General features: G+C 68.8%; 18 protein-coding genes and 1 pseudogene. 9 read left to right on the top strand and 10 right to left on the bottom strand.

Annotated features, from left to right (window positions below; translation table 11 throughout):
• Window positions 1-194: 194 nt before the first annotated feature.
• Both AC27IQ_RS09200 and alaS read left to right on the top strand, forming a co-directional pair.
• Window positions 195-1319: an ROK family protein gene (locus AC27IQ_RS09200; RefSeq protein ID WP_317354334.1), complete on the top strand. Its 1125-nt coding sequence runs from the start codon at window positions 195-197 to the stop codon at window positions 1317-1319.
• 213 nt (window positions 1320-1532) lie between these two features.
• On the top strand, window positions 1533-4160 hold the full coding sequence (alaS, locus tag AC27IQ_RS09195) for an alanine--tRNA ligase (RefSeq protein WP_284431205.1): 2628 nt from the start codon (window positions 1533-1535) through the stop codon (window positions 4158-4160).
• 73 nt (window positions 4161-4233) lie between these two features.
• On the opposite strand, the gene AC27IQ_RS09190 is transcribed toward alaS, so the two are convergent.
• The 5 genes from AC27IQ_RS09190 to AC27IQ_RS09170 all read right to left on the bottom strand — a co-directional run bounded on the left by AC27IQ_RS09190 (window position 4234) and on the right by AC27IQ_RS09170 (window position 9223).
• Window positions 4234-5280, bottom strand: coding sequence for a GGDEF domain-containing protein (locus AC27IQ_RS09190; RefSeq protein ID WP_284431204.1), 1047 nt, complete (start codon window positions 5278-5280; stop codon window positions 4234-4236).
• Window positions 5281-5307: 27 nt separating this feature from the next.
• Entirely contained in the window at window positions 5308-6102 is a 795-nt protein-coding gene (trmB, locus tag AC27IQ_RS09185) for a tRNA (guanosine(46)-N7)-methyltransferase TrmB (protein WP_284431203.1), read from the bottom strand.
• Complete coding sequence (gluQRS, locus tag AC27IQ_RS09180; protein WP_487089284.1) at window positions 6072-7055, bottom strand: tRNA glutamyl-Q(34) synthetase GluQRS; 984 nt, start codon at window positions 7053-7055, stop codon at window positions 6072-6074. Before gluQRS ends, trmB begins: the two co-directional genes overlap by 31 nt.
• Complete coding sequence (locus AC27IQ_RS09175; RefSeq protein WP_487089283.1) at window positions 7052-8197, bottom strand: NAD(P)/FAD-dependent oxidoreductase; 1146 nt, start codon at window positions 8195-8197, stop codon at window positions 7052-7054. The genes gluQRS and AC27IQ_RS09175 overlap by 4 nt, the downstream gene beginning before the upstream one ends.
• An 87-nt stretch (window positions 8198-8284) precedes the next feature.
• Window positions 8285-9223, bottom strand: a complete 939-nt coding sequence (locus AC27IQ_RS09170; RefSeq protein WP_272569350.1) for a LysR family transcriptional regulator — start codon at window positions 9221-9223, stop codon at window positions 8285-8287.
• Between the two features lie 110 nt (window positions 9224-9333).
• Here AC27IQ_RS09170 and AC27IQ_RS09165 point away from each other — a divergent pair, with 110 nt between their 5' ends.
• The 4 genes from AC27IQ_RS09165 to AC27IQ_RS09150 all read left to right on the top strand — a co-directional run bounded on the left by AC27IQ_RS09165 (window position 9334) and on the right by AC27IQ_RS09150 (window position 12015).
• Window positions 9334-10035: a pirin family protein gene (locus AC27IQ_RS09165; protein WP_284431200.1), complete on the top strand. Its 702-nt coding sequence runs from the start codon at window positions 9334-9336 to the stop codon at window positions 10033-10035.
• Between the two features lie 84 nt (window positions 10036-10119).
• Window positions 10120-10674, top strand: coding sequence for a flavodoxin family protein (locus AC27IQ_RS09160; RefSeq protein WP_272569353.1), 555 nt, complete (start codon window positions 10120-10122; stop codon window positions 10672-10674).
• A 52-nt stretch (window positions 10675-10726) separates the two neighbouring features.
• Window positions 10727-11134, top strand: a complete 408-nt coding sequence (locus tag AC27IQ_RS09155; protein WP_272569354.1) for an OsmC family protein — start codon at window positions 10727-10729, stop codon at window positions 11132-11134.
• The gene (locus tag AC27IQ_RS09150) at window positions 11131-12015 is read left to right on the top strand and encodes a pirin family protein (RefSeq protein WP_487089282.1); all 885 of its coding nucleotides are present in this window, start codon (window positions 11131-11133) and stop codon (window positions 12013-12015) included. Before AC27IQ_RS09155 ends, AC27IQ_RS09150 begins: the two co-directional genes overlap by 4 nt.
• A gap of 55 nt (window positions 12016-12070) precedes the next feature.
• Here the strand turns inward: AC27IQ_RS09150 and AC27IQ_RS09145 are convergent, their stop codons facing one another.
• From AC27IQ_RS09145 to AC27IQ_RS09130, 4 genes are read right to left on the bottom strand one after another with little or no spacing between them, the layout of a single operon-like run.
• The gene (locus AC27IQ_RS09145; protein WP_487089281.1) at window positions 12071-12853 is read right to left on the bottom strand and encodes a sulfurtransferase; all 783 of its coding nucleotides are present in this window, start codon (window positions 12851-12853) and stop codon (window positions 12071-12073) included.
• Window positions 12854-12896: 43 nt separating this feature from the next.
• Complete coding sequence (locus AC27IQ_RS09140; RefSeq protein ID WP_272569360.1) at window positions 12897-13748, bottom strand: MinD/ParA family protein; 852 nt, start codon at window positions 13746-13748, stop codon at window positions 12897-12899.
• A gap of 10 nt (window positions 13749-13758) precedes the next feature.
• A complete protein-coding gene (locus tag AC27IQ_RS09135; protein WP_372588176.1) occupies window positions 13759-14541 on the bottom strand; it encodes a GGDEF domain-containing protein in 783 nt (260 codons plus the stop codon).
• A 55-nt stretch (window positions 14542-14596) separates the two neighbouring features.
• Entirely contained in the window at window positions 14597-16267 is a 1671-nt protein-coding gene (locus AC27IQ_RS09130; RefSeq protein WP_487089280.1) for a SulP family inorganic anion transporter, read from the bottom strand.
• A gap of 149 nt (window positions 16268-16416) precedes the next feature.
• Here AC27IQ_RS09130 and AC27IQ_RS09125 point away from each other — a divergent pair, with 149 nt between their 5' ends.
• From AC27IQ_RS09125 to AC27IQ_RS09115, 3 genes are all read left to right on the top strand, one after another.
• Window positions 16417-16878, top strand: coding sequence for a BON domain-containing protein (locus tag AC27IQ_RS09125; protein ID WP_284431196.1), 462 nt, complete (start codon window positions 16417-16419; stop codon window positions 16876-16878).
• Between the two features lie 103 nt (window positions 16879-16981).
• Window positions 16982-18205, top strand: coding sequence for a PLP-dependent transferase (locus AC27IQ_RS09120; RefSeq protein ID WP_284431195.1), 1224 nt, complete (start codon window positions 16982-16984; stop codon window positions 18203-18205).
• A 109-nt stretch (window positions 18206-18314) separates the two neighbouring features.
• Window positions 18315-18491, top strand: coding sequence for a hypothetical protein (locus AC27IQ_RS09115; protein WP_284399897.1), 177 nt, complete (start codon window positions 18315-18317; stop codon window positions 18489-18491).
• 84 nt (window positions 18492-18575) lie between these two features.
• Here the strand turns inward: AC27IQ_RS09115 and AC27IQ_RS09110 are convergent.
• A pseudogene (locus AC27IQ_RS09110) lies at window positions 18576-18757 on the bottom strand (arylesterase); the annotation flags it as partial.

Genomic DNA, 18757 nt, shown 5'->3' with positions numbered 1-18757 from the left:
ATGCCGGCGGATTTCATGCCTGTATTGCTACTAAATTCGTAGCAGATCACGTTTTTGTGACTTGTGGGGCCGGGTGTGCATCGCGGCACTGTCCGACGACAAAGGGCGTCTTGGCTGACGGAGGGCCGGGGCCCGGTCGAGCCACCATCGGCGGGTCGCCCGCGCCGCGGGCCCGCATCCGATTCAGGGAACGCATGGCATCCAAAGACAAAGAGAAAGAAAAAGACAAACCCGCCGGTCCGGCCGTGAGCGAGAAGGACATCAAGGCGCAGCGCGATCTGTGCGTGCTGGGACCGCACGGCGACCTGCGCCTGGCCTCGGTCACCATCGACGGGTACAGCCTGGAGCTGCGCGACGGCGACGGCTTTGTGGGCGACAACGCCAGCCGCACCGCCTTCCGCGAAATGCTCGATGCCTGGCGCAAGCTCTATACCGACATGGCCGGCAAGGACCCGCTGGGCAGCAAGCCCACGCGCGAGATCAGCAAGCAGCGCCTGGACGAGCTGCTCGAAAAGGACGGCACCGCCGCCCGCGCCATCGAGGCTGCCTCGGAGGACTACGCGCTGCAGCTGTCCCACGTGGTGCAGTGCTTTCTCAAGCACAAGACGTGGCGCGGCGTGAAGCGCGTGATCATCGGTGGGGGCTTTCACCAGAGCGAAGTGGGCGAGAGGGCCATCGCCCGGGCCGCCGAAATCCTCAAGAAGGAAAAGACCTCCGTCGAACTGCGCACCCTGCACCACCACGCGGACGAGGGTGGCCTGATCGGCTGGGTGCACCTGGCGCCGCCGGCGCTGCTGCAGAGCTACGACGCCATCCTGGCTGTGGACATCGGCGGCACCAACGTGCGCTGCGGCATCGTGCAGACCCACCTGCACAGCGCGCCCGACATGTCCAAGGCCGAGGTGCTGATCCGCGAGAAGTGGGGCCATGCCGACGACGCCCCCAAGCGCGACGAACTGGTCGAAGGCATCGCGGAGATGCTGGAAGACCTCGTGGCCCATGCCGAGAAGGAAAACATCCGCCTCGCGCCCTACGTCGGCGTGGCCTGCCCGGGGCTGGTCTGCGAAGACGGGTCGCTGGCGGGCGGCACGCAGAACCTGCCGGGCAACTGGGAGAGCATCCGTTTTCACCTGCCGCGCGACCTGTGCGAGCGCCTGCCCTACATCGGCCAGGGCCGCACGCAGGTCTGCCTGCACAACGATGCGGTGGTGCAGGGCCTGTCGGAGCTGCCTTTTACCACCGACGTGAAACACTGGGCCGTGCTCACCGTGGGCACGGGCCTGGGCAACGCCAGCTACACGAACCGCGCGGACGGCTGAGCCGCAGGCCCGCGCCGGGCGGGGCAGGGCGCGGAAGACCCGCAGGACAGGGCAGGGCCGATCTCCGGCGCCTTGGGCGGGCGCCGCGCTGCCCAATAGGGCGGGCCGCCCTCCGGCATGCCCCGAAACCTATAATCGACGTCCCCAGCCCTCGCCGGGACTTCATGGGCCTCACATGCGTTGAGGCACCTCGGCACCCCACCAGATTCCAAGATGAGCCAGCCCACTTCCAGCGTCGCAGACATCCGCAAGACTTTCCTCGACTTCTTCGCGTCGAAGGGCCACACCATCGTTCCGTCGAGCCCGCTCGTGCCGGGCAACGACCCGACGCTGATGTTCACGAACTCGGGCATGGTGCAGTTCAAGGACGTGTTCCTGGGCACCGACAAGCGTCCTTACCAGCGCGCCACCTCCGTCCAGGCCTGCCTGCGTGCGGGTGGCAAGCACAACGACCTGGAGAACGTGGGCTACACGGCCCGCCACCACACGTTCTTCGAAATGCTGGGCAACTGGAGCTTTGGCGACTACTTCAAGCGCGAATCGCTGAAGTGGGCCTGGGAACTGCTCACCGAGGTCTATCAGCTGCCGGCCGAACGCCTGCTGGCCACCGTCTACGAAGAGGACGACGAGGCCTACGACATCTGGACGAAGGAAATCGGCCTGCCGCCCGAGCGCGTGATCCGCATCGGCGACAACAAGGGCGGCCGCTACAAGTCCGACAATTTCTGGATGATGGCCGACACGGGCCCCTGCGGCCCCTGCAGCGAAATCTTCTACGACCACGGCCCCGAGATCCCCGGCGGCCCGCCCGGCAGCCCTGACGAGGACGGTGACCGCTTCATCGAGATCTGGAACAACGTGTTCATGCAGTTCGACATGGCCGAGGACGGCTCCGTCAAGCCGCTGCCCGCACCATGCGTGGACACGGGCATGGGCCTGGAGCGCCTGGCCGCCATCCTGCAGCATGTGCACAGCAACTACCAGATCGATCTGTTCGATGCGCTCATCAAGGCCGCGGGCCGCGAGACCCACACGGCCGATCTGTCCAACCCGTCGCTGAAGGTGATCGCCGACCACATCCGCGCGACCTCGTTCCTCATCGTGGACGGTGTGCTGCCGAGCAACGAAGGCCGTGGCTACGTCGAACGCCGCATCGTGCGCCGCGCCATCCGCCATGGCTACAAGCTGGGCCAGAAGACGCCTTTCTTCCACAAGCTCGTCAAGGACCTGGCCCAGCAGATGGGCGACGCCTACCCCAAGCTGCGCGAGCAGGAGCAGCGCATCACCGACGTGCTCAAGACCGAAGAGGAGCGCTTCTTCGAGACGCTGGCCAACGGCATGGAAATCCTGGACGCCGCCCTGGCCGGCGGCGCGAAGGTGCTGCCCGGCGATGTGGCCTTCAAGCTGCACGACACGTACGGCTTTCCGCTCGACCTGTCGGCCGACGTGTGCCGCGAGCGCGGCGTGACCGTGGACGAGGCCGGTTTCGCCGAAGCCATGAACAAGCAAAAGGCCCAGGCCCGCGCGGCCGGCAAGTTCAAGATGGACAAGGCGCTGGAGTACACCGGCGACGTCAACCGCTTCACCGGCTACGAGCAACTGGCCGAGAAGACCGCCAAGATCACTGCCATCTATGTGGACGGCGTCGGTGTGGCCGCGCTGCGCTCGGGGCAGGAGGGCGTCGTGGTGCTCGACACCACGCCGTTCTACGCCGAAAGCGGTGGCCAGGTGGGCGATCAGGGCGTCATCGCCAGCGGCTCGGCCCGCTTCGCGGTGGCCGACACGCTCAAGATCAAGGCCGACGTGTTCGGTCACCACGGTAGCCTGGAAGCGGGCACCCTGAACGTGGGCGACACCGTGACGGCCGAGGTGGACACGGCGCTGCGCGCCGCCACCATGCGCAACCACTCCGTCACCCACCTGATGCACAAGGCCCTGCGCGAAGTGCTGGGCAGCCATGTGCAGCAAAAGGGCTCGCTGGTGAACGCCGAGCGCACGCGCTTCGACTTTGCCCACAATGCCCCGGTGACCGATGCGCAGATCCGCGAGATCGAGCGCCGCGTGAACGAGGAAATCCTGGCCAACACCCCCACCGGCGCCCGCGTGATGGACATCGAGTCGGCCCAGAAGACCGGCGCCATGATGCTGTTCGGCGAGAAGTACGGCGAAAGCGTGCGGGTGCTGGACATCGGCACCAGCCGCGAACTGTGTGGCGGCACGCACGTGGCGCGTACCGGCGACATCGGGCTGTTCAAGGTCGTGGCCGAAGGCGGCGTGGCAGCCGGCGTGCGGCGGATCGAGGCCGTCACCGGCAGCAACGCGCTGGCCTATCTGCAGCAACTCGAAGACACCGTGACCCGTGCGGCCAGCGTGCTGAAGGCACCGGTGGCCGAGCTGAACGGCCGCATCGGCCAGACGCTGGACCAGGTGAAGGGGCTGGAGCGTGAAGTGGCCGCACTCAAGGGCAAGCTCGCTTCGGCGCAGGGCGACGAGATGCTCGCCCAGGCGGTGGACATCAAGGGCGTGAAGCTGCTGGCGGCCCAACTGCCCGGCGCGGATGCCAAGACCCTGCGCGACACCATGGACAAGCTCAAGGACAAACTCAAGTCTGCCGTGATCGTGCTGGCGGCCGTCGATGGCGACAAGGTTCAGCTGGCGGCCGGCGTGACCGCCGACAGCGTGGGCAAGGTCAAGGCCGGCGAGCTTGTCAACTTCGTGGCCCAGCAGGTCGGCGGCAAGGGCGGCGGCAAGCCTGACATGGCCATGGCCGGTGGCACCGATGCGTCCGCGGTGCCCGCGGCGCTGGCATCCGTGCAAGGTTGGGTGGGCGAACGCCTCTGATTTTCAGGGCGCCGCAAAAACAAAGGCCCGCATCGCGGGCCTTTGTTGTTTGGCCAGCCGCAGGGCCGGCCGGTCAGAACAGTTCGACGTCGTCGTTGGACACCTTGGTGTGCAGGTGGCCCTGGTCGATCAGCTCGTCGTAGTAGCACACCCGGTTGCGGCCGTTTTCCTTGGCGAAGTAGAGGGCCTGGTCGGCCTGGCCCAGGATTTCGACCGGCGCACCGCGGTCGGTGCACACGAAGCCCAGGCTGACCGTGACCCGGCCCACCTGCGGAAAGTTGTACTCCTGCACCGCCAGGCGGAAGCGGTTGAACACCTTGTGCGCGGTCGACAGCGTGGTCGAGCGCAGCAGCACCACGAACTCCTCGCCCCCGAAACGGAAGATGCGGTCGTGGCTGCGGAAGGATGAGCGCAGGATGTTGGCGATCAGGATCAGCACTTCGTCGCCATACAGGTGGCCGAAGCGGTCGTTGACCTGCTTGAAGTGGTCGATGTCCACCACCGCCAGCCACTGCTGCAGCGGCTCGCTGGTGTCGGCACCGTCTCCGTCCGCGAGCATCTCGTCGGCCGCGATGCGCACGCTGCCGGACACGCCCGCGCGGCGCGCGAACTGCTCGTCGAAGGTCTTGCGGTTGAACAGCCCCGTGAGCGCATCGCGCTCGCTGTAGTCCAGCAGGCTCTGGTAGTTCTGGTAGACGTAGAAGACGCTCTGGATCACGTCCAGCTTGTGCACCGAGAACGGCCGCGACTGCGTCACCTCGATGCAGGCGTGCACCTCGTCGTGCATCCACACCGGCATCCACAGCGTGTGCTCGCCCTTGCGCAGCGAATGCAGCGCGCGCCGCTCCTTCTGCAAGATGCACTCGTGCAGCGCGGCGTATTGGGTGAGGGGCTCGCGGCGGGAATCGGCCGCCGCTTCGGAGTTGGTCGACACCATCTGGCCCTGGTCGCACCAGGTGCGCGGCCGCACGTATGGAATGCCATCGTCCTTGAAGATTTCGAGCGCACGCACCGCCTTGATCGCGGGCAGCTTCTGGAGCGTGGAGAGCACCGACACCTCCAGCCGAAGATGGTCGCGGTGGCCGGTCATTTCGACCAGGTTGTCGAGAATGGGCTTCATGGATGCGTCGATTCTGCAGTCATGCGGTCAACTTCGGCGCACGAACACCACGTCCCATACACCGTGCCCCAGGCGCAGGCCACGGTTTTCGAACTTGGTGAGGGGGCGGTAGTCGGGCTGCGGCGCGTAGCCGTCAGCGGTATTGGCCAATTGGGGCTCGGCCGACAGCACCTCCAGCATCTGTTCGGCGTACGGCTGCCAGTCCGTCGCGCAATGCAGGTAGCCGCCCGGCTTGAGCCGGGCCGCCAGCTTGGCCACCAGCGGCGGCTGGATCAGGCGGCGCTTGTTGTGCTTTTTCTTGTGCCACGGATCGGGAAAGAAGATGTGGATCCCATCCAGCGTGCCGGGCGGCACCATGTGGTCGATCACCTCGACCGCGTCGTGCTGCAGGATGCGGATGTTGGCCAGGCCCTGCTCGCCAATGCGTTTGAGCAGCGCGCCCACGCCGGGCTCGTGCACCTCGCAGCACAGGAAGTTGTCCTGCGGGCGCACGCCGGCAATGTGCGCGGTGGCCTCGCCCATGCCGAACCCGATTTCCAGCACCAGCGGGGCGCTGCGGCCGAACACGGCGGGTGCGTCGATGGGTTGGGGTGCGTAGTCCAGCACGAAGCGGGGGCCCAGCTCTTCGAAGGCCTTGGCCTGGCCGGTGGTGGTGCGGCCTGCGCGGCGCACATAGCTCTTGATGGTCTTGGGATAGGGGACGTCGGCGGGGGCACCGCCGCCCGCGCGCGCAGGGCGCTGCTCGGGGGGATTCGTCGGGCCGGCATCGGCCAGGGGCAATTGCGTTTCTGTCACGGTGAGCGATTGTAGATTCCGGACCATGCCCGCGCCCAGAGCGCCAGCGCATGGCCGACCGGGGTGTCGTTTGGCCGCACCAGCGGCGGCAGGCCCAACTGGTGCGCGGCGGCGGCCAGCGCCTTGACGGGTTCGCGCGTGTCCACCGGCGGCGCGCCGTGCTGCTTGGAGAGCTTGGCACCGTCGGGCGCATACACCAGCGGCGTGTGCAGGTAGCGCGGCGTGGTCAGGCCGAGGGCGTGCTGCAGCAGGATCTGGCGCGGCGTGTTGTCGGCGAGGTCTTCCCCGCGCACGACGTGGGTGATGCCCTGGTCGGCATCGTCCACCACCACGGCGAGCTGGTAGGCCCACAGCCCATCGGCGCGGCGCAGCACGAAGTCGCCGACCGTGCCCGCCACGTCCTGCGATTGCACGCCCAGCCGGCGGTCTTCCCATACCACGCCGTCCCGCGCGACCGAAGGCCCCGCATCGCGCTCGCACGGCCCTGAACGGGGCGGTGATTTTTTCTGAATTTCCGATGCGCGGAACCGCCAGGACCGTGCCGGCCGACCCTGCAGCCCGCCGCGGCAGGTGCCGGGGTAGGGCAGTTCCACATGGGGTTGGCGGACATGGCCGAGCCGGGCCTGGGCCTGCTCGATGTCGCTGCGCGAGCAGGCGCAGGGGTAAGCCTGTCCCTGGGCAAGCAGGCGGTCCAGCGCTTGCTGGTATGGCAGGCCACGCTCCGATTGCCGCATCACCGGACCATCCGGCAGCAGGCCGCAATCGGCCAGCTGGGACAGGATGATGGCGTCGGCCCCGGGCGCGCAGCGCGGGGTGTCGACGTCTTCGATGCGCACCAGCCATTGCCCGCCGCGCCCCCCGTACGCCGAGCGCGCGTCCAGCCAACTGGCCAGCGCCGCCACCAGCGAGCCCGCATGCAGCGGGCCCGTGGGCGACGGCGCGAAACGGCCGATGTAGCGGGAGAGGGCGCCCAGCGTCATGCCACCGCGAGGGCGAGTTCCAGTCCCGAGACGAACGCATCTTCCAGGCGATGGCCCAGGCACCAGTCGCCGCACAGGCCGATGCCGGCCTTGGCATCCCACAGGTGCGAGCGGCCCAGCGGCGCGAGCGTTTGCGCATAGCGCCAGCGGCAGACCTCGGCGTGCGCGGGCTCGGCGCGGATGCCGGTCACCTCGGAGAACGCTTTGGTGAGCTTGGCCTGCACCCGGGCTTCGCCGTCCTCCAGGTGCTCCCGCGACCACGCGGGGCTGGCCTGCACGGTCCAGCGCTCCACCGGGCCGCGCCCGGGCTTGGAGGACTCGCGCGCCAGCCAGGCGATGCGGTGGTGGGTGCTGCGCGCCGCGTTCCACTGCGGTCCCAGCGTGGTCAGGCCCGGCCGCACCGCCTGGGGAAACGCCAGCATGAGGGTCCAGCAGGGGGCGATGGTGACCTGGGCCAGCGGTGCGTGCAGCGATGGCGCAACGGTCGTGCCCGACGCGGTGCCGGAGGCCTGCAGCAGTGCCAGCGCCGGCACCGAAGGTTGCGCGAGCAGCACCGCGTCGAACCCCGCGTGCACCTGCGCCGCGCCATCGGGCGACTCGGTGCGCAGTTGCCAGCGCTTGCCGTCCATGGGGTCGCGTTCGATGCGGGTCACGCGGCAGCCGGTGAGCAGGCGGCCGGCCTGCGACAGCGGCCGCGACCACGCATCCACCAGCGATTGCATGCCAGGGCTGGCAACCCAGTGCGGCTCACCGGGCGGGGGTGCTGCGGCGGCCACGCGGCCAGCCGCGTCGAGCACGCGCACGGTGTTGGCGCTCCAGGGCCGGCACAGGCCGGGCACGGTTTCCAGGGCCCGTTCGAAGCGCGAGTCGCGCACGGTGAAATACTGCGCGCCGGCATCGAAGCTGCCGAAGGCCGTATCCAGCGTGGTGGTGCGTCCACCGGCATTGGGGGCCTTCTCGAACACCGTGACCTCATGGCCTGCCTGGACCAGCGTGCGGGCGCACACGATGCCCGCCATGCCGGCACCGATGACGGCGAAGCGGCGGGCCTGCGCCGAGGGCGGCGTCTGGGGGGATGGGGTCTCCGTGGAGGGGCTGCGTCGCAGCCGTTGCTTGGATCGTTGGGCAGGTGCTGGGGGCATGGGGCCGAGCCTTTCGGAAGCGAAGTTCAGGAGCAGTGAAACAAGGCCCACTCTACACGCGCCGCCCTTGGCGCGCGGCTTCGTGCGCTAGAAATGATGATGGTTTTCGAGCAGTGCCTTGCGCGTGGCGGGGCTTTGCAGTTGGGACAGCCACCACTGCAGCGCCCGGCCCGGCGCGCTGTGGCCCGGTCCGCCCCAGGCGTAGTGCAGCTGCACGTTGCGCCGTGCGCGGGCCACCCGGCGTGTCACGAGGCGCCCCGCCTCCAGATAGGGCCGGGCCATGGGCTCTGGGATGAACCCGCCGCCCAGCCCGCGCAGCTGCGCCTGCAGCTTGGCCTGCATGCTGTCCACGGTGAAGACATCCTGCCCCCCGAGCAGGCCCATGGTGACGCTGCCGCGCTGCGCGGAATCGGCCACGGCCACGGCACGGTGCATGCGCAGCACGGTGTCGGTGATGGGCTCCTGCGCAGCGGCCAGTGGGTGGTGGGGCGCGATGGCGTAGAGAAACTCCACCTCTCCCATCGTCTCCTGCTGCAGGCCGGAAACGGTGGAGGCGTTGACCGCCACGCCGATGGCCAGGTCGGCCCGGCCCGAGGTCAGCATCTCCAGCGTGCCCGACAGGATGCCGGTGCGCAGCTTGAGCCGCGTGGGCGGCTCCATGGCGTAGAACGCCTCGGTCAGTTCCAGCAGGGTGGTGGGCGAGATGATGCCGTCCACGCTGATGGTCAGCTGCGGCTCCCACCCCGTGGCGACGCGGCGAACGCGGTGCGCCACCGCGTCGACTTCTTCGAGCAGCCGAGCGCCTTCGCGCAGCAGTTCGGTACCGGCCTCCGTCGGGCGCGCCTGCCGCGCGCTGCGGTCGAACAGCAGCACGTCGAGGGCGTCCTCGATCTGGCGCACGCGGTAGGTGAGGGCGCTGGGCACCAGTCCCAGCCGACGCGCCGCCGCGGCGAAGCTGCCGGTGTCGGCAATGACCTGCAGCATCGCTAGGCTGTCGGGGGTCAGGGCATCGCGGGCGTTTTGCATGTTGGGTGCGGCTGGGCTTCAAAGATTTTGAATGATGCCGTCAATCCGCTTGGGCTTGCAAGCCGCACCCTGCTTCTAAAGTCGCTGCACCGAATGAACACCTCCTGCCCATGCTGACCGTCCGAAAATCCCAAGACCGGGGCCATGCCGACCATGGCTGGCTGCAGTCGTACCACAGCTTTTCGTTCGCCGGCTACTACGACCCCCGCTACATGGGCTATGGCAGCCTGCGCGTCGTCAACGAAGACCGCATCGCGCCGGGCACCGGCTTCGGCACCCACGGCCACCGCGACATGGAAATCCTGAGCTACGTGCTGTGCGGCGAACTGGCGCACAAGGACAGCCTGGGCAACGTGCGGGGCATTCCCCAGGGCGACGTGCAGCGCATGAGCGCCGGCACCGGCGTGACGCACAGCGAGTTCAACCATGCCCCCGGGCGCTCCACCCATTTCCTGCAGATCTGGCTGGAGCCGGATGCCCGCGGCATCGCCCCGGAATACGAGCAAAAGACCTTCGCCGATGCGGACAAGCGCGGCGTGCTCCGGCTGCTGGCCTCGCCCGATGGCGCGTGCGGCTCGCTCACCGTCCACGCGGATGCCCGCCTGTACGCCGGCCTGTTCGATGGGTCGGAGGCCGCCACGCTGGCGCTGCCACCCGGCCGCAAGGGCTACGTGCAACTGGTGCGCGGGGCGCTGCAGGTCAACGGGCTTGACCTGGCGGCCGGCGACGCGGCCTTTGCCGAGCAAGAGCCCCTGCTGGCGTTCGGGCAGGGCACGCAGGCGGAAGTGCTGGTGTTCGACCTGGCGGCCTGAGAATCGGCCGACTTTCGTTTTCTTTTTCTCCCTGTCCCCTCTCTTTTTTCTTTATCCAACCACCCGTTCGAGGAGTTCTTCATCATGGCAAAAATCGCAGTGGTCTTTCATTCCGGCTATGGCCACACGCAGCGCCTGGCCCAGGCCGTGGCCGAAGGCGCGAACGCGCAGCTCGTCGCCATCGATGCCGATGGCAACCTGCCCGAGGGCGGCTGGGACACCCTGCAGGCGGCCGACGGTATCCTGTTCGGCACGCCCACGTACATGGGCGGCCCGAGCTGGCAGTTCAAGAAATTCGCCGATGCCTCCTCCAAGGCCTGGTTCGGCCGCAGCTGGCAGGACAAGGTGTTCGGCGGCTTCACCAACAGCGCCAGCCTGAACGGCGACAAGCAGGGCACGCTGGCCTACCTGCACACCCTGGCGTCGCAGCACGGCGGCATCTGGGTGAGCCTGGGCCTGCTGCCCAGCAACTCCAAGGCCGCCACCCGCAACGACCTGAACAACCTGGGCGGCTCGGTCGGCGTGCTGGCCCAGTCGCCCTCCGACGCCAGCGTGCAGGAGATGCTCCAGGGCGACCTGGACACGGGCCGGTCGTACGGCGCACGCGTGGCGGAGATTGCGCGCCGCCTGCACGGCTGATAGATTGGCCGGCCCATCCCCTCTCGATCCCTCCCCTCACCGGAGCCTTCCCATGACCCTCGAATTGCGGCGCATTGCCGGCGCACCGCTGGCGCAGACCCTGACGGTTCGCGGGCATCGCCTTGTCGTGGACGGCACCGTGGCCGAGGACGGCGATGACACCGGCCCCAATCCGCACGACCTGTACGACGCCGCGCTCGGCGCGTGCAAGGCGCTCACCGTGCTGTGGTACGCGCGCCGAAAGGGCATGGCGGTGGACGACGTGCGCACGGTGATCGACCGCGACGCCTCGGCCGAGCGCAGCGGCACCTACCGCCTGGCCGCCCGCCTGCAGGTGAGCGGCGATCTCACCGACGCCCAGATCGCGGAGCTGGAAGCCGTGGCCGCCAAGTGCCCGGTGCACAAGCTGATGACCAGCGTCACCACCGAGATCACCACCGCCGTGGAGCGCATGCCATGAGCGGGCCGGCCATCCTGAAGGGGCACGACAAGGACCTGGGCGGCGGATTCACCGTGCGCCGGCTGCTGCCATCGCTGCAGCGCCGCTCCGTCGGGCCCTTCGTCTTCTTCGACCATTTCAGGCCGGTGACCGTGGAGCCGGCGTCCGAATACGACGTGCGGCCCCACCCGCACATCGGCCTGGCCACCGTCACCTACCTGTTCGACGGTGCCATCGTGCACCGGGACAGCCTGGGCTCGCTGCAGCAGATCGAACCCGGTGCCATCAACTGGATGACCGCGGGGCGCGGCATCGTGCATTCCGAGCGGCGGCCCGATGCGCTGCGCGACCGCAGCTACGTGAACCATGGCATCCAGCTGTGGGCGGCGCTGCCGATGGCCAGCGAGGACGATGCACCCAGCTTCGTGCACACGCCGGCCGCCGACATTCCCGAGCTGTCGCACGAAGGCGCCACGGTGCGCGTGCTGATCGGCCAGGCGTTCGGCCATACCTCGCCCGTGGCGACGCTGTCGCCCACGCTGTACCTCGACGTGCAATTGGCCGCCGGCGGTGCGCTGACCCTGCCACCCCTGGCGCAGGAAATGGCGATCTATGCGGTGGACGGCGACCTGCTGCTCGACGGCGAGCCGTTCGCGGCCCACACGCTGGCCGTGCTGGAGACGGGCGCCGGCGCCGCGCTGCGCGCGCCGGACCGGGCGGTGCGGCTGATGGTGATCGGCGGCGACGCGCTGGATGCCCCGCGCCACATCTGGTGGAATTTCGTGTCGAGCCGCAAGGACCGCATCGTGCAGGCCGCCGACGACTGGGACGCCCAGCGCATGGGCCACGTGCCCGGCGAGACCGAATGGATTCCGCTGCCGGAGCGGCACTTCAAGCCTTGAACTGAAAAATCGGGCCAAAGCAGCCCGATGCCCTAGAAAAGCATGCCCCGGCAGCTCACATTTTGATAGCGTTCGGCTCTGTGGCTGATTCCGGCTGCGTCGATAGGTCGTTCGCCAGCACCCGGCGCTCGTCGAACACGAAGCAGCCGCCGTGGTAGTGCGCCCCGTCGGTTTCCTCGAAGTACTTGAGGATGCCGCCTTCGAGCTGGTAGACGTTCTCGATGCCTTCCTCGCGCATCAGGATGGCGGCCTTTTCGCAGCGGATGCCGCCCGTGCAGAAGCTCACCACCGTCTTGCCCGCGAACTCGGCCTTGTGCTCGCGCAGCGCCGGCGGAAACTCGGTGAACTTGTCGATGCGCCAGTCGATGGCGTTGTCGAACGTGCCCTGGTCCACCTCGAAGGCATTGCGCGTGTCCAGCGTCACCACCGGCCGGCCCGCGTCGTCGTGCCCCTGCGCCAGCCAGCGGCGCAGTGTGGGTGCGTCGACCGCGGGCGCCCGGCCGTTCGACGGGCGGATGGTGGGGTGGTCCATGCGGATGATCTCGCGCTTGACCTTCACCAGCATCTTGCGAAACGGCTGCTTGGCCGACCAGCTTTCCTTGGGGGCCAGGGGTTCGAAGCGTTCGTCCGTCTTCAACGCCTCGATGAAGCCGCGCACCGCCGTCGACGGCCCGGCCAGGAACAGGTTGATGCCTTCTTCGGCCAGCAGGATGGTGCCCTTGAGGTGGGCCGCCTCGGCCCGCGCGTGCAGCACGTCGCGCAGCTCGGCCGCGTCCGGCAGGGGCACGAACAGGTAGCAGGAGATATTGAGAACGTCGTTCACGGTGGACTCGGGCATGGCAGGCGGGCCGGACGGCCAACGGCGTGGCCCCGGCGTTCGGCTAACTGGCGGGGGTGAGCAGCGCGGTGTCGATCTTGTTGGCCAGCTGGGCAATGGCCAGCGCCGCGGGGCAGCCGGGCATCTGCATCAGCAGCAGCTGGCGCCGCATGACTGCATCGCGCACTGACGTGTCGGCCGGGATGTCGCCCATGTGCAGCAAGCGCATGGAGCGGCCCGATTCGGTGCTCACGAAGCGGTCCAGCACCTGCTGCAACTGGCTCGTGATGGCGCGGCCGTCGCCGGGGCGCGCGGCCTGGTTGACCACCATGCGCACGTGCTGGCGCTTTTGCTGCGTGGCCAGCACCTTGATCGCGGCGTAGGCGTCGGTGAGGGAAGTGGGCTCGGGCGTGGCGACGATCAGCACCTCGGACGCGAGCGACACCGAGAACAGCACCACGTCGGAGATGCCGGCGCCGGTGTCCAGCAGGATCACGTCGAAGCGCGGTGCCAGCGTCTGGATCACGTTCAAAAATTCGCTGCGCACTTCGGGGGTGAGGCGCGAGTACTCGACCATGCCGGAGCCGGCCAGTACGACCGAAAAGCCGCCGGGCGCGTCGATCACGGCATCGTCCAGGTCGGCCTTGCCGGTGAACACGTCGTGCAGCGTCACCTTGGGGTGCAGGTTCAGCACCACGTCGAGGTTGGCCAGGCCCAGGTCGGCATCGAGCACGAGCACACGGTGGCCACGGCGGGTGAGGGCGGCCGCCAGGTTGGCGGAAACGAAAGTCTTGCCCACGCCGCCCTTGCCGCTCGTGATGGCGATGATGCGGGCGCCAGGCGGCGGGCTAGCGGTGCGCGCAGGCATGTTGGGGCCGGCGGGTGTGGTGGGTTGCGGGGACAGCGCGTCGGTCATCTCTGGGCTTTCAATAGGCGCTGCCTGTGGAATCCATGGGCGGTGGCAGATCGCCCCATCCCGACGGAGTGTATAGCGGGCCGAAGAGCAGGCTCTTCTCCTCGGCACTGACGGTGCTGTCCGGCTGTTCTTCGATGCTGACGCGGTTGCGGCCGGCCATCTTGGCTTTATAGAGCTGGCTGTCGGCACGTTCGCTCCACAGGAGCGTCGTGCTGCGGATCCACTGCAGGGCGAAAGCCCCGCCGATGCTGACGGTGACGTTGAGATCGACGGAGGGCGAGATGCGCACCGGCGTGCGCTCGATCGCGCGGCGGATGCGTTCCGCCACCACGCGGCCGAAGCCCGCCTGGCAGGCCGGCAGCACCACGGCGAACTCTTCGCCGCCGTACCGGGCCAGGGTGTCCATGGGGCGCACGCAGCCGTTCAGGGTGCGCGCCACCGACTGCAGGACGATGTCTCCGGCCAGATGGCCGTAGGTGTCGTTCACCCGCTTGAAATTGTCGATGTCGAGCATGAGCAGCAGCGCCGCCTCGCCCGCGCGGGTGACGCGGTCGATCTCGCGCTCCAGCACGGTGCGGAAGTGGCGCCGGTTGGCCAGCCCGGTGAGGGGATCCTTGAGCGACAGCTCGCACAGGCCATCGATCAAGCCCTGCAGGTAGTGCAGTGGCGTGTCGGAGGGCAAAGCAGCTTCCGAGCCCGCGGCCTGTGCAACCAACGCATGCGCTGTCGTCAGGCGCAGGTCGCGCAGGTTCACGAATTGAGGGGTCGCAGATTCAGTCACAAAATGCAACAAACAGTATGCACCGAGTGTAGCAGCGGGGGTGGCTTCTGGCCTCTGCGATCCTGGCTCATTCCGTTAATTGTTGCAACACCGCCAGTGCCTGCGCATCCGTGCGGTAGAGCGCGAGGCCCGGTCCCGCCTCCAGAAGCCCCGCCCGGCGCAGCACTTGCTCCACGGGCAGCTTGATGCCGCTCACGTGCAGTTGCCCCCCGCGGGAGGCGGCCAGTGTGCGCAGGCGGGCGAAGGTTTCCACGCCGGTCACGTCGATGCGGTTGATGGGTTGCGCAAAAAGGCACAGGTGCCGAATCTCCGGATGGGCAGCCCAGTGCTCGGCGATGCGGCGTTCCAGGGCCGCGGCGGACGCGAAGTCCAGTTCGGCATCCATCCGCAGGGCGAAGAGCCCCGGCGCGATGGGGGGCAAAAGCCACAGGTGGCGGTCGCGCAGACTGCCGTCCGGGTGCGGGGACACCTCGATGATGCGCGGGTGCAGGCGCTGGTAGAGAAAGTGCCCCAGGTTCAGCACCAGGCCGACCAGCACGCCCCAGTACATGCGGGGGGCCGTCGCCAGGGTCAGCGCGAAGGTGACGCCGCCGATGGCCGTCTCCACCCGCGACACCCGCCACAACCGCAGCAGCGTGCCGGGCTTGATGAGGCTGGTCACCGCCGTCACCACCACCGCCGCCAGCACCGAATGGGGCACGTGATACAGCGCCGGTGTGAGCCACAGCAGCACCGCCAGCACCAGCGCCAGGGCGAAAAGGGTGGCCCAGCCGCTCTTGGCGCCCGCGTACAGGTTGATCGCCGAGCGCGAGAACGACGCGCTCGTGGCGAAGCTGCCGCACAGCCCCGAGCTCATCTTGGCCAGGCCGTGCGCGATCAGGTCCTGGTTTTCGTTCCAGCGCGTGCCGCCCTGCTGGTGTTCGACCTTGGCGCTGGAGGCGGTCTCCAGGAAGCTCACCAGCGTGACCACCAGCACCGGCAGCACCAGCGCGCCGAACTCGTCCCACGACAGCCAGCCGGGCCAGTAGGGCTGGGGCAGCCCGGCGGGCAGGTGGCCGACCACGGCGCCGTCGTGGTCGGCATAGCCGATGGCCAAGCTGACCAGGGCCGCCAGCCCGACGATCACGATGGCCGCCGGAAACGTGGCGCGCCAGCGCCGCGCGGCCACCAGCAGCCCCAGGCTGCCCAGGCCGAAAGCCGCGGCCGTCAGGTCGAAATGGTGCAGCGACGGCGACACGGCCAGCGCGTTCCAGGTGGTGCGCAGCCCCAGCAGGTCCGGCAACTGGGAGGCCAGGATGAGCAGAGCCGCCGCCTGGGTGAAGCCGTTGAGCACGGGCGAGGTGACCAGATTGAGCAGCCAGCCGAACCGAGCCACCCCCAGCAGCATCTGCAGCAGGCCCGACAGCAGCGCCATCCAGGCGGCCAGCGCCACCCAGTGCGCACTGCCGGGCTCCGCCAGCCCGGTGAGCGAGGCGCCGATCAGCAGGCTGGTGAGCGCGGTGGGCCCCACGCCCAGGCGGGTGGAGGAGCTCCACAGCACCGCGATCAGCGCGGGCACCAGCGACGCGTAGATGCCGGTGATGACCGGCATGCCCGCCAGCGCTGCGTAGGCCACCCCCTGGGGCACCAGCATCAGGCCGACCGTCATCCCGGCCCAGAACTCCCCTCGCATCAGGTGGCGGCCCGGACGGGGCCAGGCCAGGAAAGGAAACCATCGGGAAAGGGACTGCAGACGCATCCCGCGATTGTCGCGCGGCGGGAGCGGGGCGCCAGCGGCCTCTCGACTGCCTTGTCCTACGCGAGCTTCGGCGCCTTCCCACCGGGTGCAGGGCGCTGCCAACCTAAAGTGCCCACCAGATTCCCCCATTTCCTGCAAGGAGGCCTCCCATGAACGAAACCCGTACTCCCCAAAGCCCCTCCCACCGGATGGTGAGCATTCTTTCGGCCACGCTGCTGGCTTTCGGACTGGCCGCCTGCGACAAGGCCGATGACCGCACGGTGGGCCAGCAGATCGACTCCGCCGTCGCCAAGAGCGGCCAGGTGGCCTCCGACGCCCAGCGCAAGATGGAAGCCGCCGCCAACGAGGCTGGCGATGCGACCCGCCAGGCCGCCGAGCGCGCCGCCGCGGTGATGGACGATGCCGGCATCACGGCCAAGGTGTCCGCCGGCCTGGCCCAGGACGCGGAACTGAGTGCCGTCAAGATCGACGTGGACACCCGCAACGGCATCGTGACGCTGAACGGTCCGGTCAAATCCAAGCAGGCCAGCGAGCGCGCCACGAACATCGCCCAGAACGTGCAGGGCGTGAACTCGGTGGTCAACCAACTCACCATCTCCAGCGCCGGCTGATCTCCGGCCCGGCTTCTGCCAACCCGGCACGGGTGCCACGGCCATTCCACCGCGCGCATCCAGCCCACCCTCGGCGGGTGCGCCGGGCGCTACCATGGCGCCCATGACTTCACCCGCCGACCTCGCCACCCGCATCGTCCACCACGACTACGTGCCCCCTGCGGGCTTCGCCGCGCCGCAGCCTGCGGTCTACAAGGCCTCCACGGTCATTTTTCCCAATGTGGCGGCCATGCGCGCCCGCGAGTGGAAGGACAAGACCAGCTACACCTACGGCCTGCACGGCACCCCCACCAGCTACCAGCTGGAAGAGCGACTGTGCGAACTGGAGGGCGGCAAGCAGTGCCTGCTGGTGCCCAGTGGCCTCGCCGCCATCGCCAATGTCTCACTGGCGCTGCTGCGCGCCGGCGACGAGGTGCTCATTCCCGACAACGCCTATGGCCCGAACAAGGCGTTGGCCGAGGTGGAGCTGGCCCACTACGGCATCCGCCACGTGCTGTACGACCCGATGGACCCTGCCGACCTCGCCGCCCGGATCACGCCTGCGACGCGGCTGGTGTGGCTGGAGGCGCCGGGCTCGGTGACCCTGGAGTTCCCCGACCTGATCGAGCAGGTGCGCATCTGCCGCGAGCGCGGCGTGGTCTGCGCCCTGGACAACACCTGGGGCGCGGGTCTGGCGTTCGCGCCGTTCGACCTGCGGGGCGACGGCCAGTGGGGCGTGGATGTGTCGGTGCATGCGCTCACCAAATACCCCAGCGGCGGCGGTGACGTGCTCATGGGCAGCATCGTCACGCGTGACCAGGCCCTGCACCTGCGCATGAAGCTGTGCCACATGCGCCTGGGGCTGGGCGTGGGCGCGAACGACGTCGAATCCGTGCTGCGCTCGCTGCCCAGTATCGGCCTGCGCTACCGCGCCCACGACGTGGCGGCGCGCGCGCTCGCCCGTTGGATGGCTGGGCAGCCCGCGGTGGCCCAGGTGCTGCACCCCGCGCTGGCGGGATCGCCCGGGCACGACCAATGGCGTGCGCTGTGCGCGGCAGATGGCGGGGACGGCGCCGCGGCGGGCCTGTTCAGCGTGGTGATCGATGCGCGGTATTCCCAGGCGCAGGTGGACGCTTTCTGCGACCGGCTGCAATATTTCAAGCTGGGCTACAGCTGGGGCGGACCGATGAGCCTGGTCGTGCCGTACGAACTGGCGACCATGCGCAGCCGCCCGACGCCGCAGCTCGTGCCCGGCACCGTGGTCCGTTTTTCGATCGGGCTGGAGGCCGAAGCCGATCTCCGCCGCGATCTGGCGCAGGCCTTGGCGCATGCCTTTCCCGCACCCTGACGCCCTGGGGAGCCCGGTGGCTGCGCCCGGTGTGGCGCAGCGGCCGGAAGACCCGGGGCCTTGAGGGCATGCTGTTACATTGACCGCTTCAATTCAGGAAGGTACTACCTTGGCAACACCCAACTACGGATACGAAAAGCGCCAGCGCGAGCTCGCCAAGAAGAAGAAAAAGGAAGAGAAGGCGCAAGCCAAGTCCCACCGCAAGGACGACCCGCGGGAAGGCCCCGCGCAGGACGACGGCCAGCAGAGCGCACCGCCCGCCGACGGCAACGCGCCTGCGGCCTGATCCCTTAACGGCCCGCTGCAGCCGCACCGCCGGCCCAGGTCCAGGCGCTCGGCCCGGCGACCGGGCCCGCCAGGGCGCCGCCCGTCAGCGCAGCAGCTTGCGCAGCTCGGGCCACACGTTGGCCAGCATGGCCGGGTGGGCTTCGGCCTTGGGGTGGATGCGGTCGGGCTGGAACATGGCGGTCGGGTTGGCCGCATCGGCCACGCCCTTGAGCAGGAAGGGCACCAGCGCCGACTGGGTGTCCTTGGCCACGCTGGCGAAGGTGC

Source organism: Acidovorax sp. KPB24-07, assembly GCF_057543315.1.
The sequence above is the reverse complement of the archived record's forward strand: the minus strand, read 5'-3'. Positions and strand labels throughout refer to the sequence as shown.

What these genes read in the sequence shown, in the direction of transcription:
- AC27IQ_RS09200 (WP_317354334.1), top strand. Translation starts at nt 195, where the DNA reads ATGGCATCCAAAGACAAAGAGAAAGAAAAAGACAAACCCGCCGGTCCG.
- alaS (WP_284431205.1), top strand. Translation starts at nt 1,533, where the DNA reads ATGAGCCAGCCCACTTCCAGCGTCGCAGACATCCGCAAGACTTTCCTC.
- AC27IQ_RS09190 (WP_284431204.1), bottom strand. Translation starts at nt 5,280, where the DNA reads ATGAAGCCCATTCTCGACAACCTGGTCGAAATGACCGGCCACCGCGAC.
- trmB (WP_284431203.1), bottom strand. Translation starts at nt 6,102, where the DNA reads ATGGTCCGGAATCTACAATCGCTCACCGTGACAGAAACGCAATTGCCC.
- gluQRS (WP_487089284.1), bottom strand. Translation starts at nt 7,055, where the DNA reads ATGACGCTGGGCGCCCTCTCCCGCTACATCGGCCGTTTCGCGCCGTCG.
- AC27IQ_RS09175 (WP_487089283.1), bottom strand. Translation starts at nt 8,197, where the DNA reads ATGCCCCCAGCACCTGCCCAACGATCCAAGCAACGGCTGCGACGCAGC.
- AC27IQ_RS09170 (WP_272569350.1), bottom strand. Translation starts at nt 9,223, where the DNA reads ATGCAAAACGCCCGCGATGCCCTGACCCCCGACAGCCTAGCGATGCTG.
- AC27IQ_RS09165 (WP_284431200.1), top strand. Translation starts at nt 9,334, where the DNA reads ATGCTGACCGTCCGAAAATCCCAAGACCGGGGCCATGCCGACCATGGC.
- AC27IQ_RS09160 (WP_272569353.1), top strand. Translation starts at nt 10,120, where the DNA reads ATGGCAAAAATCGCAGTGGTCTTTCATTCCGGCTATGGCCACACGCAG.
- AC27IQ_RS09155 (WP_272569354.1), top strand. Translation starts at nt 10,727, where the DNA reads ATGACCCTCGAATTGCGGCGCATTGCCGGCGCACCGCTGGCGCAGACC.
- AC27IQ_RS09150 (WP_487089282.1), top strand. Translation starts at nt 11,131, where the DNA reads ATGAGCGGGCCGGCCATCCTGAAGGGGCACGACAAGGACCTGGGCGGC.
- AC27IQ_RS09145 (WP_487089281.1), bottom strand. Translation starts at nt 12,853, where the DNA reads ATGCCCGAGTCCACCGTGAACGACGTTCTCAATATCTCCTGCTACCTG.
- AC27IQ_RS09140 (WP_272569360.1), bottom strand. Translation starts at nt 13,748, where the DNA reads ATGACCGACGCGCTGTCCCCGCAACCCACCACACCCGCCGGCCCCAAC.
- AC27IQ_RS09130 (WP_487089280.1), bottom strand. Translation starts at nt 16,267, where the DNA reads ATGCGTCTGCAGTCCCTTTCCCGATGGTTTCCTTTCCTGGCCTGGCCC.
- AC27IQ_RS09125 (WP_284431196.1), top strand. Translation starts at nt 16,417, where the DNA reads ATGAACGAAACCCGTACTCCCCAAAGCCCCTCCCACCGGATGGTGAGC.
- AC27IQ_RS09120 (WP_284431195.1), top strand. Translation starts at nt 16,982, where the DNA reads ATGACTTCACCCGCCGACCTCGCCACCCGCATCGTCCACCACGACTAC.